The organism is Brevundimonas sp. LPMIX5, from assembly GCF_003576505.1.
GTDB lineage: Bacteria > Pseudomonadota > Alphaproteobacteria > Caulobacterales > Caulobacteraceae > Brevundimonas > Brevundimonas naejangsanensis.
In genome coordinates this window covers 227,429-240,643 of sequence record NZ_QWTZ01000010.1, presented here as the reverse complement: position 1 = coordinate 240,643, position 13,215 = coordinate 227,429, and the positions used below count along the sequence as shown (strand labels likewise).

Annotated in this window: 13 protein-coding genes and 1 tRNA gene; 4 read left to right on the top strand and 10 right to left on the bottom strand. The window is 68.1% G+C overall.

The window, feature by feature from the left end; all coding sequences use genetic code 11:
• Positions 1-13: 13 nt before the first annotated feature.
• From D1604_RS10830 to D1604_RS10820, 3 genes are all read right to left on the bottom strand, one after another.
• Positions 14-580, bottom strand: a complete 567-nt coding sequence (locus D1604_RS10830) for a hypothetical protein (RefSeq protein ID WP_024354226.1) — start codon at positions 578-580, stop codon at positions 14-16.
• Positions 580-1,458, bottom strand: coding sequence for a 3-hydroxybutyryl-CoA dehydrogenase (locus D1604_RS10825; RefSeq protein WP_024354227.1), 879 nt, complete (start codon positions 1,456-1,458; stop codon positions 580-582). Before D1604_RS10825 ends, D1604_RS10830 begins: the two co-directional genes overlap by 1 nt.
• A 149-nt stretch (positions 1,459-1,607) precedes the next feature.
• A complete protein-coding gene (locus D1604_RS10820) occupies positions 1,608-1,913 on the bottom strand; it encodes a YggT family protein (RefSeq protein WP_003168329.1) in 306 nt (101 codons plus the stop codon).
• 122 nt (positions 1,914-2,035) lie between these two features.
• Here D1604_RS10820 and D1604_RS10815 point away from each other — a divergent pair.
• Positions 2,036-2,111 (top strand) — tRNA-Ala (locus tag D1604_RS10815).
• 104 nt (positions 2,112-2,215) lie between these two features.
• A complete protein-coding gene (locus tag D1604_RS10810) occupies positions 2,216-2,458 on the top strand; it encodes a hypothetical protein (protein ID WP_024354228.1) in 243 nt (80 codons plus the stop codon).
• On the opposite strand, the gene D1604_RS10805 is transcribed toward D1604_RS10810, so the two are convergent.
• From D1604_RS10805 to D1604_RS10795, 3 genes are all read right to left on the bottom strand, one after another.
• Positions 2,455-3,474: an NAD-dependent epimerase gene (locus D1604_RS10805; RefSeq protein WP_119413277.1), complete on the bottom strand. Its 1,020-nt coding sequence runs from the start codon at positions 3,472-3,474 to the stop codon at positions 2,455-2,457. The two genes, D1604_RS10810 and D1604_RS10805, sit on opposite strands and share 4 nt — an antisense overlap.
• Before the next feature lie 48 nt (positions 3,475-3,522).
• Positions 3,523-5,421, bottom strand: coding sequence for a M20/M25/M40 family metallo-hydrolase (locus D1604_RS10800; RefSeq protein WP_119413276.1), 1,899 nt, complete (start codon positions 5,419-5,421; stop codon positions 3,523-3,525).
• Between the two features lie 112 nt (positions 5,422-5,533).
• Positions 5,534-7,780 (bottom strand): TonB-dependent receptor, encoded by a 2,247-nt coding sequence (locus tag D1604_RS10795; RefSeq protein WP_024354231.1) that lies wholly within the window; start codon positions 7,778-7,780, stop codon positions 5,534-5,536.
• A 241-nt stretch (positions 7,781-8,021) separates the two neighbouring features.
• On the opposite strand from D1604_RS10795, the gene D1604_RS10790 reads away from it, so the two are divergent.
• Complete coding sequence (locus tag D1604_RS10790) at positions 8,022-9,425, top strand: metallophosphoesterase (RefSeq protein ID WP_119413275.1); 1,404 nt, start codon at positions 8,022-8,024, stop codon at positions 9,423-9,425.
• A 16-nt stretch (positions 9,426-9,441) separates the two neighbouring features.
• On the opposite strand, the gene D1604_RS10785 is transcribed toward D1604_RS10790, so the two are convergent.
• The 3 genes from D1604_RS10785 to chpT form a co-directional block, all read right to left on the bottom strand.
• Positions 9,442-10,254 carry a CheR family methyltransferase gene (locus D1604_RS10785; protein ID WP_119413274.1) on the bottom strand — a complete coding sequence of 271 codons (813 nt, stop codon included), beginning with the start codon at positions 10,252-10,254 and terminating at the stop codon, positions 9,442-9,444.
• The gene (locus tag D1604_RS10780) at positions 10,251-10,643 is read right to left on the bottom strand and encodes a response regulator (protein WP_029673484.1); all 393 of its coding nucleotides are present in this window, start codon (positions 10,641-10,643) and stop codon (positions 10,251-10,253) included. Before D1604_RS10780 ends, D1604_RS10785 begins: the two co-directional genes overlap by 4 nt.
• A 69-nt stretch (positions 10,644-10,712) precedes the next feature.
• Positions 10,713-11,432 carry a histidine phosphotransferase ChpT gene (gene chpT / locus D1604_RS10775; RefSeq protein WP_119413310.1) on the bottom strand — a complete coding sequence of 240 codons (720 nt, stop codon included), beginning with the start codon at positions 11,430-11,432 and terminating at the stop codon, positions 10,713-10,715.
• A gap of 77 nt (positions 11,433-11,509) precedes the next feature.
• Here chpT and cysQ point away from each other — a divergent pair, with 77 nt between their 5' ends.
• Positions 11,510-12,319, top strand: a complete 810-nt coding sequence (gene cysQ / locus D1604_RS10770; RefSeq protein WP_024354236.1) for a 3'(2'),5'-bisphosphate nucleotidase CysQ — start codon at positions 11,510-11,512, stop codon at positions 12,317-12,319.
• A 6-nt stretch (positions 12,320-12,325) separates the two neighbouring features.
• Here cysQ and D1604_RS10765 read toward each other — a convergent pair whose 3' ends face one another.
• A complete protein-coding gene (locus D1604_RS10765) occupies positions 12,326-13,213 on the bottom strand; it encodes an aldo/keto reductase (protein WP_119413273.1) in 888 nt (295 codons plus the stop codon).
• Positions 13,214-13,215 lie beyond the last annotated feature (2 nt).

Sequence of the window (13,215 nt, the reverse complement as noted above, 5' to 3'; positions counted from 1 at the left end):
GCCGCAGTTCACGTTAAATTCCGGTAACGTCCCGCTCCTGCAGCACGCCCATGCGGTTCTTGACGACAGGCGCCGGGACAAAACCCAGCCAGGCGACGCACAGGCCGCCCCACAGCGCATAGCTGACGCCCACCATGACGGCCAAAGGCAGTCCCGCCACGCCATAGATCAACAGCGCCGTCTCGATCGCCCCCAACCCCTGAACCAGGCTCTGCGACGCAGCGCCCGCCAGGGTCGCCATGATCACAGCCATGATCGCCTGCATCGCCGCCGCCAGCAGGCCGCCGAACACGGTGAAGCGGCAGACCACCCCCAACCGCGTCGATGGACGGCCCGTCCTGGCGTGGCTGTTCAGCAGCAGCCACAGCCCGACCGGCGCCGCGATCAGTCCGACCGCCAGCATCACCAGCCGCCAGTCCGTGTCTACGCCCGACCACCAGTTCTCGGGCGGCCAGATGAACAGGGTCAGGATCGCCGGAGGCCAGGCCGCCGCCGCCAGGGCGGCCGGAACCAGGGCGCCCGCGCCGCGCCGCGGCGCCACGCGCTTCAGGCCCGGCAGGGAGGGAAGGGCGCCGGCCATCAGCGGGTCGGAACCGGCGTCTCGCCGGAATAGTCGTAGAAGCCGCGCCCGCTCTTCTTGCCCAGCCAGCCGGCCTCGACATATTTCACCAGCAGCGGACAGGGCCGGTATTTGCTGTCGGCCAGCCCTTCGTACAGCACGTTCATGATGGCCAGGGCCACGTCCAGCCCCATGAAGTCCGCCAGCTCCAGCGGCCCCATCGGGTGGTTGGCGCCCAGCTTCAGCGCCTTGTCGATCGAGGCCACGTCGCCGACGCCCTCGTACAGCACATAGACCGCCTCATTCATCATCGGCACCAGGATGCGGTTGACGATGAAGGCCGGAAAGTCCTCGGACTCGGTCGTGATCTTGCCGAGGCTCTCGGCGAAGGCGACCGCCGTCTCGAAGGTCGAGGCCGAGGTGGCGATGCCGCGCACCAGTTCGACCAGCTTCATCGTCGGCGCCGGCTTCATGAAGTGCAGGCCGATGAAACGCTCGGGCCGATCCGTCACCGAGGCCAGCCGGGTGATGGAGATCGACGAGGTATTGGACGCCAGCAGCGTATCCGGACCCAGAAGCGGCGTCAGCTCGGTGAAGACGCCCTTCTTGACGGCCTCTTCCTCGGACGCGGCCTCAATGACCAGATCGGCCTTGGCCGCCTCGGCCAGAGTCGCCACGGCGCTGATGCGCTGAAGGGCGGCCTGGGCCTCCGCCTCGGTCGACAGGCCGCGCGTCGCGCGCCGCGCCAGGCTGGCCGCGATCTCGCCCAAGGCCAGAGTCACCCGGCCCGGTGCAATGTCGTACAGCTTCACCTCATAGCCGCCGGCGGCCACCACCTGAGCGATGCCCGAACCCATTTGCCCGGCGCCGATGACGGCGACTGTCCTGATGGTAGTCATGAATTACGCATTGTATACGGTCCGCCAGTGACCTGTCGTCGGCACCTTAGGAGCCCGTTCGCGCCGCGCAAGGGCGGAAATGGGCGCCGGACGCCGAATCCCCGTTCCCGTGGCCCCGGTTCAACGACGTCCCCGCCTCAACTTCAGCCTCAGCCCAGCGACATGATCAGCATCGGCGCGACCGTCCGGTTGAACAACACGCTCAGGAACTGCAACGCCAGGAGGGCGATGATCGGCGTGATGTCGATGCCGCCCAGCGGCGGCACCACCCTTTGGATCGGCCCCAGGATCGGACGCGTCACCGTATCCAGCACATAGGCGATCTGTCCAACGAGGCGGTTGCGCGGATTGACCACGTCGAAGGCGAACAGCCAACTCAGGATCGCCGAGGCGATGATGCACCAGATCATCAGGGTGACGACGGCGTTCACCAGCCAGACAAGGGCGAAACCCATAAGAAACTCCTGCTTCGTTCACGCCGCTTCTAGCGGCCCGGTCGCCGATCGCCAAGGATTCGTGCGCGGCCCGTTGACACGCCCCCCTGGACGCTTCTATGTCCCGCGCCTGCCTGTCGGTCGGGGCCGTAGCTCAGTTGGTAGAGCGCGTCGTTCGCAATGACGAGGTCAGGGGTTCGACTCCCCTCGGCTCCACCAGGCACCGACCCAATGGATGGCGGATATAGCCGACGCCCAGTGGTTGACGGCGCTGCGGCAACCCAGTGGAAAACCGGGCGTTCATCATGGCCACAGGACGCGCCATGACCTTTACCCAGCTCGACCCGCCTCTTCCGATCCACGTTCAGGACAAGGGGGCCGGCTACGCCTTCGCCGTTATCGATTATGGCCAGGAGCATAATCTGATCTGGGTCACCGCCATCAATGAGAGCGGCGAGATTTGGTGTGCGCCCAACCCAAAGGTCAGGATGATGGCCAACTGGACCATGGGACGTCGCAAGCCCGAAACCGCCGGCTCGAACTGCGCACCTGGCGGCCAGGGTTAGTTTTCGCAGTAGAAGTTGCAGTACCAGTCCACGAATCGGGCGACGCCCTCCTCCACCGGGGTCGAGGGAGCGTAGTCGAGGGCGGTCAGGGTGTCGGTCACGTCGGCTTCGGTGTCGGCTACATCCCCGTCCTGCATGGGCATGAGGTTCAGCTTGGCCTTGCGGCCCAGCTTGGTCTCTAGCACCTCGATATAGCGCATCAGCGGCACCGGGCGGCCCGCGCCCAGGTTCAGGATACGCCAGGGAGCGACGCCGCTGGTGGCCGGGTTGGGCGCGGTCGCGTCCCATGTCTGGTCGATGGCGGCCGGACGGTCGAGGGCGGCCACCACGCCGGTGACGATGTCGTCGACATAGGTGAAGTCGCGACTCATCCGCCCCTCGCCATAGACGTCGATCGGCTCGTCTTTCAGGATAGCGCGGGTGAATTTGAACAGGGCCATGTCCGGCCGACCCCAAGGGCCATAGACGGTGAAGAACCGCAGCCCCGTCGCCGGAAAGCCGAACAGGTGGGCGTAGGAATGGGCCATGGCCTCATTGGCCAGCTTGGTCGCCGCATAGACGGTCAGCGGATGATCCGCGGGCTGTCGCACCGAGAAGGGCAGGGCGCGGTTGGCGCCGAACACCGAACTGGTCGAGGCGAAGACCAGATTGGCGGCCCCGACCGCGCGGCAACCTTCTAGAATGCTGAGGAAGCCGACGACATTGGAATCGACATAGGTCTCGGGCGCTTCCAGGCTGTAGCGAACGCCCGCCTGGGCGGCGAGATGCACCACCCGGCGCGGCTGGTGCTCGGCGAACAGGGCGGCGACGCCGTCGCGGTCGGCCAGATCCAGCGTGTGATGGCGGTAGTGCGAATAGGCCTGAAGCTGGGCCAGCCGGGCCTGCTTCAGCGTCGGGTCGTAATAGGCGTTGAGGTTGTCCAGCCCGATAACGCGTTCGCCCCGCTCCAGCAGACGCCGGGCGGTATGGAAGCCGATGAAGCCGGCGGAGCCGGTGACAAGGACGGGATCGCTCATGATCGGCTGCGATAAACGGTCGCGCGGTCGGACGCCAGCGTCGGCGCCTTAAGGCAGCGCTTCCGCCACGGCGGGCGCGGGCGCCAGAAGCTGGGCCGAAACATTCAGTCCTACGCCTGCGATCAGGCAGGCCGCCGCTGCGAACAGCATCAGACGCGCCGTTCTTGTCTCCGGCCCCAAAGGCCGGGCGAACAGCAGGACCAACAGGGCGACCAGGGCCAGGGCCCCCGGCAGGTCCATCCCCACGCCCAGGAAGACGAAGTGGCCGATCCCCGCCAGCCAGGCCCCGCCCAGCACTGTCGTGACGGCCGACGGCAGGAGGCCGAGCGGCCGCGTCAGGCTGGGGTCGATCATCGCCGCCAGCGCCGCCGTCGTCGCAGTCAGCAACACAGGCCAGACGAACAGCAGGGCCGCCTCGGGCGCCGCCCCCTGCAGGGCGCAGCCAAAGACGAAGACCAGAGCGATGAGACCCAGCCAGCCGCCCCAGGCCGACCGCTCGTCCTGGGGCCGTTCTTGGCCCGGCCATAGCGACAGGCCGACCGCGACGACGCCCAGCCCCAGCAGCACGGTGCTGAACCCGCCGACGATCAGGGCCACGGCGGTCAAGACGGCGAGCGCCCCGCCCGTCACGCGCGGCCGCGTCCGGCGCGCGCCGGTCAGAAGAAGCAGCGCCAGGGCGACAATCGCCAAGACCGCCCCCGCCTCCATCCACGGCAGACGGCGCAGCAGGGTGTAATAGACATCAGGCGAGGCGGCGCGGCTCGACATCGGCCCGGCGAGCAGGCGCGTCGCCTGCAGCAGGATGACGCCGCCGGTCAGGAACCACAGCCCGTCCAGCGCGCCCAAACCGACCTGTTTCGCCGTCAGCCCAGCGCCTCGCCGCGCCCGCCAGGCCGCAAAACCGCCCAAGGCCGCAGCCAGAGCCAGCAGGACCCAGCCCGTCGCCTGCTTATGTGCGATCATCCAACGGCCGAAGATATCGGCATAGACCAGGTTCTCGTCCCGGCCCGGCAGGCTGGGCGCGCGCAGCAAGGCGTCGGCCGCCTCCAGCGCCTGAGAACCGAGGTGCTGCACCGCGCCCTGATCGAGATTGGCGGGCGTGGCGTTTGCGGCGTGATACTGGTCAGGGCGGCCGATGAAGGCCAGGTTCAGCCCGCCGATCCCCCGGTCCTTGGGCACGGTGAAGTCGGTGCCGTTGGGCATCCGCTCATACATGAAGGCGGCGATGGAGGTGGCGGTGGTCCCCCCGTCGGCCTTGGCCGCCGCACGGCGGAACAGCTGGACCGTCGGCCCGGCCTCACGGCCGGTCTCGAACATGGCGGCGCGGCCGCCGCCGCCGCGCGCCTCAAGGTTGACCACCGCCCCGATGCGATCACGCAAGGGATGGCCGCCGAAGAAGACCCGCGCCCCGTCCAGGCCCAGTTCCTCCGCATCGGTCAGCAGGACGACGAGGTCGCGCTCGGCCGGGCCGCGCGCCTGGATCGCCCGCACCGCCTCCAGAATGGCGGAGACCCCGGCCGAATCGTCGGCCGCGCCGGGCGAGCCGACCACAGTGTCGTAATGGGCCATCAGCATGACGGCGGGCTGCTCGCGATCCTTGCCCGGCAGGACGCCGATCAGATTGACCGCCTGATTGTCCGCCGCGCCGGGATCGCCGCCTGCGCGCTCCAGCCGCTTGACCGAGGCGGGCGACAGCGGTCCCGCCTGCTCGCTGACCTGAAGCCCCAGCTGCGTCAGGCGGTCGTTCAGATAGGCGCGGACCCGCGCATGTTCCGGCGAGCCGACCGGGTGCGGGGCGCGGGCGATCTGTTGGATGTCGATCATCGCCCGCCCGGCCGAGAAGGCGACGGCGGGCGCGTCCGCCGGTCGGGGCTTCGGCGTCTGAGTGGTCCACACCACCAGCAAGAAGGCGAGCGTCAGCGATCCGAACAGCAGGGCCAGCCGCATGAGAGATCCTCCCCGATCCGAGCGGCAGTAGGACCAAGCGAACGCCGGATGGCAAGAGGGCGACGACGGGTCTTCCCGCCGCCGCCCTCAAGTTTGGTCAGCCGGTGAAGGCTTAGAAGCGCTTCGACAGCTCCACGCCGTACATGCGCGGCTCGTTGACGAAGGCCGTCAGGTTGTTGAAGTCGATGGCGCCGATGACATTGGCCTCGTCCGTGATGTTGCGGACATAGACGGCCGCCTCCAGACCCCGGTTCAGGTCGCGCCAGCCTGCGCGCAGGCCGCCTTCGAAGTTGGCAGCCTGACGGAACTCGACCGCCTCATAGAGGAAGAGGTTGAAGTCCTTCTGCATCACCCAGTCGGTCGAGGCGAACAGTTCCTGATCGTCGCCGATCGGGCGGACGTAGGACAGGGTCAGGTTGGCCGAATATTCCGGCGCCTGCGGGAAGGGATTGCCGTCGATGTTGGCGCGATCCGTGCCGCCGACGTTCACCATGGGATCGGTGATGGTGCACAGGTGGTTGCCGCAGATGGCGACCAGCAGGTCCTTGTCCTTGATCTCGGTGTGGTTCCACGCCACGCCGCCCGCCAGGGTGAAGCCCGCGCCCAGATAGACGTCGCCGTCGATCTCCAGACCGTACCCCTGACCCTTGTCGGCGTTGATCAGGCGGTTGGAATTGTCGATGCCGCCGATGGCCGTGAACTGCATGTCCTTGACGTCATACAGATAGGCCGTGGCGTTCAGACGGGCGCGGCCGTCCCACAGGCGGGCCTTGAAGCCGGTCTCATAGGACATGACCGTTTCCGAATCCGCCGTGGTCAGCACCGGCAGGTTGCGGCCCTGGATCGACGGACCGCGATAGCCGCTGGCCACCCGGGCGAACAGGTTCAGACTGTCGTTGACTTCATACAGGGCGCTGACGTCCCAGCTGACCTGCTCGTCGCCGACCGAGACCTGGCCTTCTGCATTGGCGGGCGTGCCGACCACGATGCGGCCGTGATAGTCGCGGCTGTCGTCGGTATAGCGCAGGCCGCCGGTCAGCTTCAGAGCGTCCGTGACCTGATAGTTGGCCTGGCCGAAGACCGACCAGGAGTCCGACTTCTGCACGATGTCGGTGACCTTGGTCGGCATGATCCCGCCGACGCCGTCGAACGTGCCCGACACCAGGTTGATGCGCTCGTCCCAGTAGAAGGCGCCCACCTGCCAGCCCAGACGGCCCGCCCCGTTCGAGGTCAGGCGCAGCTCATAGGTGTTCTGCAGCAGATCGCTGGACAGGGTGCCCGACTCGACCGGGAACGGGGTCTTGTAACCCGCGCCCGCCGGGGCGCCGGCCGAGACGCCCCCGTCGATGTCGCCGTCGCCCTGGGACCAGCCCTGGAAGGAGCCGACCACGCCGGTCAGGGTCGCCGGGCCGAAATCATAGGCGACCTGCAGCGACTGGGAGGTGGTCTGCTGCTTCTGGAAGTTGTTGCGGCCGCCGTCATACCAGACCGTCTCGCGGTCGAAGTTGTCGTTCAGCTTGTTCGAGCCCTTGGTCAGGACGTTGGCGCGGTTCATCGTGCCGGTGCCCACATAGTCGCGCGCCTGCAGGGTCAGCAGGGTCGACAGGCGGTCGGTCGGGGTCCAGGCGACGTGGATGCGGCCCGCCACATCGTCGAAATTGCCCAGGTCCTTGCCGTCCTTCTTGGCGAAGGGGGCGTCATAGGCGTTGTTGATATAGTCGTCGCGGTGGTTCCACAGGGCCGCGACGCGGACCGACAGCGTATCCGACGCCGGCAGGGTCACAGCCGCCTCGGCCCGGGTCGAGCCGTAGTTGCCGTAGGTGATCGAGCCGAAGCCGGTGAAATCATCGCCCGGCTTGGTGGTGTCGATCTTGATCACGCCCGCCGGGGTGTTGCGGCCGAACAGGGTGCCCTGCGGTCCGCGCAGCACTTCCAGCTGCTTCACGTCGAACAGGGGGAAACCCTTCAGATAGACGCTTTCCAGAACCAGTTCGTCCATCACCATCGACACCGGCTGAGAGGCGGTGAAGTCGAAGTCCACATTGCCCAGGCCGCGGATATAGAAGCGGGGGGCGTAGCGGCCGTTGGAGCTTTCGACCTGCAGGCTGGGCACCCGGCCCGACAGCTGCAGGATGTCGCCGCCGCCGGCGTTCACGGCGTTCAGCGTCTCGGTGTTCATGGCGGTGACGGCGAAGGGCACGTCGCGGATGCTTTCGCTACGGCGCTGGGCGGTGACGACGATGTCGCCGACAGCGGCGGCCTGCTCAGCCTGAGCATCGGACGATTGGGCCAAAGCTGGTGTGGAAAGCAGCAGAGCCAGGCCGCTGGCGGAGGCGGCGAGAACTGAGAGACGCGTCATCGAGATATCCCCTTCTTGATGATCTTGGGCGGGTTAATTCGCCGCAGCCCCTAGGCCCGAAGCCCAACTGTTTCCAGCCCAGAAGCGCCGCCCCGCATGAACCTTTCGCGACAGAGCCACAGGCCAAAGGAAACCGGCGTTCGATTCATTCCCGACCAGGTTGCGACATTGTGCGCCGCAGCAGGACATGCAAAGCAGATCGGCTGCGCCCGAACCTCGCTGAACGCCGCAGGAGACGCTCATGCCCCCCGTCGCCCCCTCCCGCCGACGTTTCCTCGCGGGCGCCGCCGCCCTGCCCCTGATCTGTGCAACGCCCGCATTCGCCCGCGATAAGTCCGCCCCGGTTATCGGCCGCGCGCGCGCCCGAGTTTTGGCCCGCGTTCTGGCCCGCGTTCTGGCCATGTCCGACCTGCATTCGGCCTATGAGCGCAGCGCCCAGGTACTGGCCGCCCTGCGCGCCGAGGTCCGCAGCCAGCCGGTTCCGCACCTGATCGCTCTGGACGGCGACATCTTCGAGCACGGCAATGTCGTCTCGGTGCGGTCGCAGGGCGCGATCGACTGGGCCTTTCTGGCCGCCCTGCCCTCCATCGCGCCGACGGTGGTCAATCTGGGCAACCACGACAACGATCTGACGCCTGACCTGCACGACGTGGTCGCGAGGATGCGCGGGCTGGGGATCAGCGTCATCAGCAACATCATCGACGCGCGCACCGGTCAGCCCTACGCCCCCGCCGCGACCGAGATCGCCTTGGACGAGCGGCGCCTGCGCATCATAGGCTTCGGCACGAATTCGCTGAACACCTATCCGAAGGACAGCCGCGACTGGCTGTCGATCCCCGACCCGACCGACTGGGCGCGCAGCCATCTGCCGCGGCTGCTGGACGGCGCCGACCTGACGCTGGTGATGAGCCACGCCGGGGTGGCGGGCGACCGGGGGATGCTGTCCGCCCTTCCCGACGGCGCCCTGATGATCGGCGGGCACAACCATCTGCTGTTTCAGGAGCCGCTGGGCCGCGGCCTCTACGCCCACACCGGATCGTGGAACAACGCCTATACGGCGGCCGACTATCTCAGCGATGGAAGCGTTCGGGCCCAGTCACGCAGCATTACCCTGGACGGTCCCGCCGACCCGGCTCTGGCCGCCCTGATCCGCACGACGCTGGAGCAGCATCTGACCGCGCAGGAACGCGCGATCCTTGGGATCAGTCCCGCCGCCCTGTCGCTGGGCGACACCGGCCGCGCCGTGGCCGCCGCCTTCGCCCGTTTCGCCGGAGCCCAGGCGGGCTTCATCGGCCATACGACGCTGGGAACGGGCCTGCCCGCCGGGCCGGTCAGCCGCTACGCCTTCGACGCCGTCGTGCGGTTCGACGGCAAGCTGATGGCCGCCGAGGTTCCGGCCGCGCGCCTCAGCGAACTGACCGCCCTGGCCAATCAGGACCGCGTCATGCCCTTTGCGCGACGCACCGGCGACTTCGTCTACGGCGCGGTTCAGGGCGACGAGAAGCGCGATACGATCCGCATCGTCACCACCGACTGGTGCGCCCTGAACCAGCAGGAGTATTTCGGCGTCGCCGATCTGGATTTCACCGAGGTTCCCGGCCCCGGCGTCAAGGCCGTCGCGGCGCAGGGCCTGTTGCGGGCCTGAGCGTCATACTTGAACGTCAGGCCGCCCGACGATAGGCCGAGGGCGCCTTCACATAGAGGCCGCGCCGTCCCGCCACGGGCCTGAAGGCGACGCTGTCGCCGTCGGGGCGCTCGTCCATGCCCAGGAACAGGCAGCCGTCATCAACCAGCCGCCGCTCCAGCCCGTCCAGCAGACGAGGCCGTCGTTCAGGCGTCATGTCGCCGAGCACATGACGGCAGAAGATGATGTCGAAACGCCCCTCGTCGCGCGGCTCGTCCAGCAGATTGGCGCGTTTGAAGGTAATGGCTGCGCGCAGTTCCGGCAGCGCTCGCCACTGATCATCGACCTGCTCGAACCAGCGCAGCATGGTCCGCGCCGACAGCCCCCGCTGAATCTCGAAGGAGCTGTAGAGGCCCGACAGGGCCTTCTCGATCGCCTGACGCGACAGATCCGTGGCCAGCACCTCGACCCGCGCCCCGGCCTCAAGGGCGGCGATGGCCAGCGAATAGGCTTCCTGACCCGAACCGGCGCCCGCCGACCAGATCCGCACCGGCCCGCCGCGCGCCGCCGTCAGGGCGGGCAAGAGTTCGCGCTCCAGCACTTCAAAGGTCGCCCGGTCGCGCCGGAACCAGGTCTCGCCGTTCAGCAGGGCCTCGATCACCCCCCAACCGAGCGACGCGACCGGGCGGCTCCACAGGCTGGCCAGCATGGCCTCGACGTTGTGATAGCCTTCACGGCGCGCGACCGGCCCCAGCCGATGTTCGGCCAGTTGCATCCGCTCTCGCGACAGGCGGTATCCCGCGCGCGAGGCCAGCAGAGCTTGAAGACGTTCAAAATCCTCCGGCGTCATGACGGCGACTGAATCGCTCCCACTTCGGCGAGCTTGGACTGCAGGATGTCGCCGTCGAACGGCTTCATAACATATTCGTCCGCCCCGGCGGACAGGGCTTCGGCGATGCGGTCGGCGCGCGTCTCGACCGAGCAGAACAGCACCTTGGGATCGCGCCCGTCGGGCAGGGCGCGCAGGCGGCCCAGAAAGGTCATCCCGTCCATAATCGGCATCTGCCAGTCCAACAGCACCACGTCCGGCATGGCGCCGACGCAGACCTCCAGCGCCTCGGCGCCGTCAGCCGCTTCCTGCACCTCAAAGGCAAGGTCTTCGAGGATGCGACGGGCCACCTTGCGGATGATCCGGCTGTCATCGACGATCAGACAGGTCTTGGGGTCCACGGGACTCATTCTCGCGAAAAGCGAATAACGACGATATTCACGTCAGAATGGTCTGACGCCGGTTAACGGAAGGTTGGCTCAGTCCGCTAGAGGCAGGCGGGCGATCAGGGCGACGCGGCCGTCCTCGACCGTGGTCTCCAGCCGCCCCCCGGCGTCGCAGGCCGTCAGCCACAGCCAGTAGGGCTGAATCCACTGCCCGGCCAGACCCTCCGTCAGACGCTCGCCCTTCAGTCCGGTCAGGGCCTCTGCCTTGAGCCGCGCCCGCGCGCCTTCGGCCGAGCCGATCAGGATCAGCTGGCCGCCTTCGCGACGCACGGCGACCGTGGCCGCTCCGCCCATCGGCAGGGCGCCGACCGTCAGATAGGCCAGGTTCAGCAGGGCGCGCGCCTGAAGCTTGGTGAAGGTCTCCTCGCCGACGCGCCAATCCAGCGTCGCCCGCCCGCCGTCGGTCAGGCCGGTCAGCAGGCCGTGCAGTTCAGCGCCGGAAAACTGTTCGCTGGAGGTGGCCGCGCCAAAGGCCACACGGGCGAAATGGACCAGGGCCACCATCTTGGCCGCGCTCTGTCGGATCAGCCCCAGCGCATCATCGCGCATGTCCTGAGCGCTCGGGTCGTCCAACAGGTCCAGCCCCGACATGACCGCGCCCGCCGGGCTGATGAAGTCATGGCACAGCTTGGCGGCGATGAATGCGGCCAGTTCGGCGCCGTCTACAGGCAGACTGGCGACAGGCAGACTGGCGACAGGCAGGTCGGCGATGGAAGGCGATGAAGTCAGATCGGACACGGCGTTCGGCGGCATGGTTTGCAAAAGGTTAAGGCCAAGGTGGCCTGATTTGCCGGTTCTTGAAACCGGCCGCATGGGTTATCGGGTGCGGCATGACCGTCCCCGCTTCCCCCTCCGCCTTCGCCGAACTTGAAGACGACCTCGTCTCGGGACGGCTGACCGAAGCCCTGGCCGACATCGCCGAAGAGGCGGCCCAGTTGATCCTGCCCTACTGGCGCGCCGGGACGACGGCCGAGATCAAGGCCGACGACAGCCCCGTCACCGCCGCCGACCGCGCCGCCGAGGCGCTGATCCTTGAACGTCTGACCGCCCGCTGGCCCCAGGTTCAGGCTGTCGCCGAAGAGGCCGCCGCCGCCGACGGCCTGCCCCCCTCGGTCGGCGAGTGGTTCTGGCTGATCGATCCGCTGGACGGCACCAAGGGCTTCATCCAGGGCCGCGAGAGCTACACCGTCAACATCGCTCTGGTGCGAGCCGACGCCCCGGTCGCGGGCGTGGTGACGGCGCCCGCCCTGGCCCTGACCTGGCGCTCGGTCGCGCGGGGCGAAGGGGCCCAGCGCCGCGCCTTTGGAGAAGCCTGGAAACCGGCGCGGGTGCGCGAACGCCCGCAGGACGCAACCGCCCTGGTCAGCCATAGCATCAGCGACGAGGACGCCGAGCGCCTGGCCGGACGCAACGGCTGCCGTCTGTGGCAGGGCATGGATTCCTCGTTGAAGTTCTGCCTGATCGCCGAGGGCCGCTACGACGCCTATCCCCGCACCGGCCCGACCTGCGAATGGGACACCGCTGCGGGTCAGGCGGTGCTGGAGGCGGCCGGCGGCCGCGTCCTGGCCGAGGACGGCCGCCCTCTGGCCTATGGCAAGCCCGGCTTCCTGAACGGCCCCTTCTCGGCCATCGGCGCCTGAAGCGCCTCAGACCTGGGCGTCTACGCGGGCCATCTCGATCTGAGCCGACAGACCTGCGGGCAGGTCGCGCTCCGGCGTCGCCGCCAGCGCCTCCAGCTCCGCGCGGTCGCGCGGGCGGATCAGGGCGCTGGACACGCCCGGATCGGTCAGGGCGTAGGCCAGGCAGATAGCCTCGGCGGTCCAGCCCCGCGTCTGATGCAGGAAGGCGAAGGAGCCGCGCTGCGCTTCTTCCGCCGGTCCCCGCCCGCCCAGGCCGAACAGGCCGCGCTTTCTAGGCGCCCCGGCTTCCGCCGCCTTGCGTTCGGTGGACAGGCTGTCGGGAAAATAACCGTAGACGAACAGGTTCATCTGCCGCTCCAGCGCGGCCCGCATCCGGGCGCGCACCCGCCATTCGATATTGGCGTGGAAGGGGGTGAACAGGGCGTCGAACGCCCCGGTCGAGACATAGAGGTCGCTCACCTCTTCATCGCCCGCCACGCCCAGCATCCGCACACGGCCCGCCTTGCGGATCGTCTTCAGCGCTGTCAGCGCGGCCTGCGGCAGTTCATTCTCGCCCGGTCGGTCCAGCACGGCCAGATCGAACCAGCCCAGCCCCGAGGCGTGCAGCCCCTGCTCGATCTCACGCCCCAGGCTGATCGGCGAAAAATCGCGCCCGGCGCCCAGGTTCACGCTGGCGATGATCAGACGCCGCTCGACATGGCCCAGGGCCTCGCCCGCCGCCTGCAACAGCGCCGGGTAGACGCTGTCGAAATGGTAGGCGTTGATGCCCGCCTCCAGGCCCGCGAAGATCATCTGACGCACATGCGCCGCGCCGCGCGCCGTCGCATCCGCCCCCAGGCATAAAGTCAGGTTGGAGACGGCCGCCCCCGAGGTTCCGAAGGGGCGATAGCGCATCG

Bases quoted from the DNA above. Each gene is read 5' to 3' on its own strand.
- D1604_RS10830 (WP_024354226.1), bottom strand. From the start codon at position 580: ATGGCCGGCGCCCTTCCCTCCCTGCCGGGCCTGAAGCGCGTGGCGCCG.
- D1604_RS10825 (WP_024354227.1), bottom strand. From the start codon at position 1,458: ATGACTACCATCAGGACAGTCGCCGTCATCGGCGCCGGGCAAATGGGT.
- D1604_RS10820 (WP_003168329.1), bottom strand. From the start codon at position 1,913: ATGGGTTTCGCCCTTGTCTGGCTGGTGAACGCCGTCGTCACCCTGATG.
- D1604_RS10810 (WP_024354228.1), top strand. From the start codon at position 2,216: ATGACCTTTACCCAGCTCGACCCGCCTCTTCCGATCCACGTTCAGGAC.
- D1604_RS10805 (WP_119413277.1), bottom strand. From the start codon at position 3,474: ATGAGCGATCCCGTCCTTGTCACCGGCTCCGCCGGCTTCATCGGCTTC.
- D1604_RS10800 (WP_119413276.1), bottom strand. From the start codon at position 5,421: ATGCGGCTGGCCCTGCTGTTCGGATCGCTGACGCTCGCCTTCTTGCTG.
- D1604_RS10795 (WP_024354231.1), bottom strand. From the start codon at position 7,780: ATGACGCGTCTCTCAGTTCTCGCCGCCTCCGCCAGCGGCCTGGCTCTG.
- D1604_RS10790 (WP_119413275.1), top strand. From the start codon at position 8,022: ATGCCCCCCGTCGCCCCCTCCCGCCGACGTTTCCTCGCGGGCGCCGCC.
- D1604_RS10785 (WP_119413274.1), bottom strand. From the start codon at position 10,254: ATGACGCCGGAGGATTTTGAACGTCTTCAAGCTCTGCTGGCCTCGCGC.
- D1604_RS10780 (WP_029673484.1), bottom strand. From the start codon at position 10,643: ATGAGTCCCGTGGACCCCAAGACCTGTCTGATCGTCGATGACAGCCGG.
- chpT (WP_119413310.1), bottom strand. From the start codon at position 11,432: ATGCCGCCGAACGCCGTGTCCGATCTGACTTCATCGCCTTCCATCGCC.
- cysQ (WP_024354236.1), top strand. From the start codon at position 11,510: ATGACCGTCCCCGCTTCCCCCTCCGCCTTCGCCGAACTTGAAGACGAC.
- D1604_RS10765 (WP_119413273.1), bottom strand. From the start codon at position 13,213: ATGCGCTATCGCCCCTTCGGAACCTCGGGGGCGGCCGTCTCCAACCTG.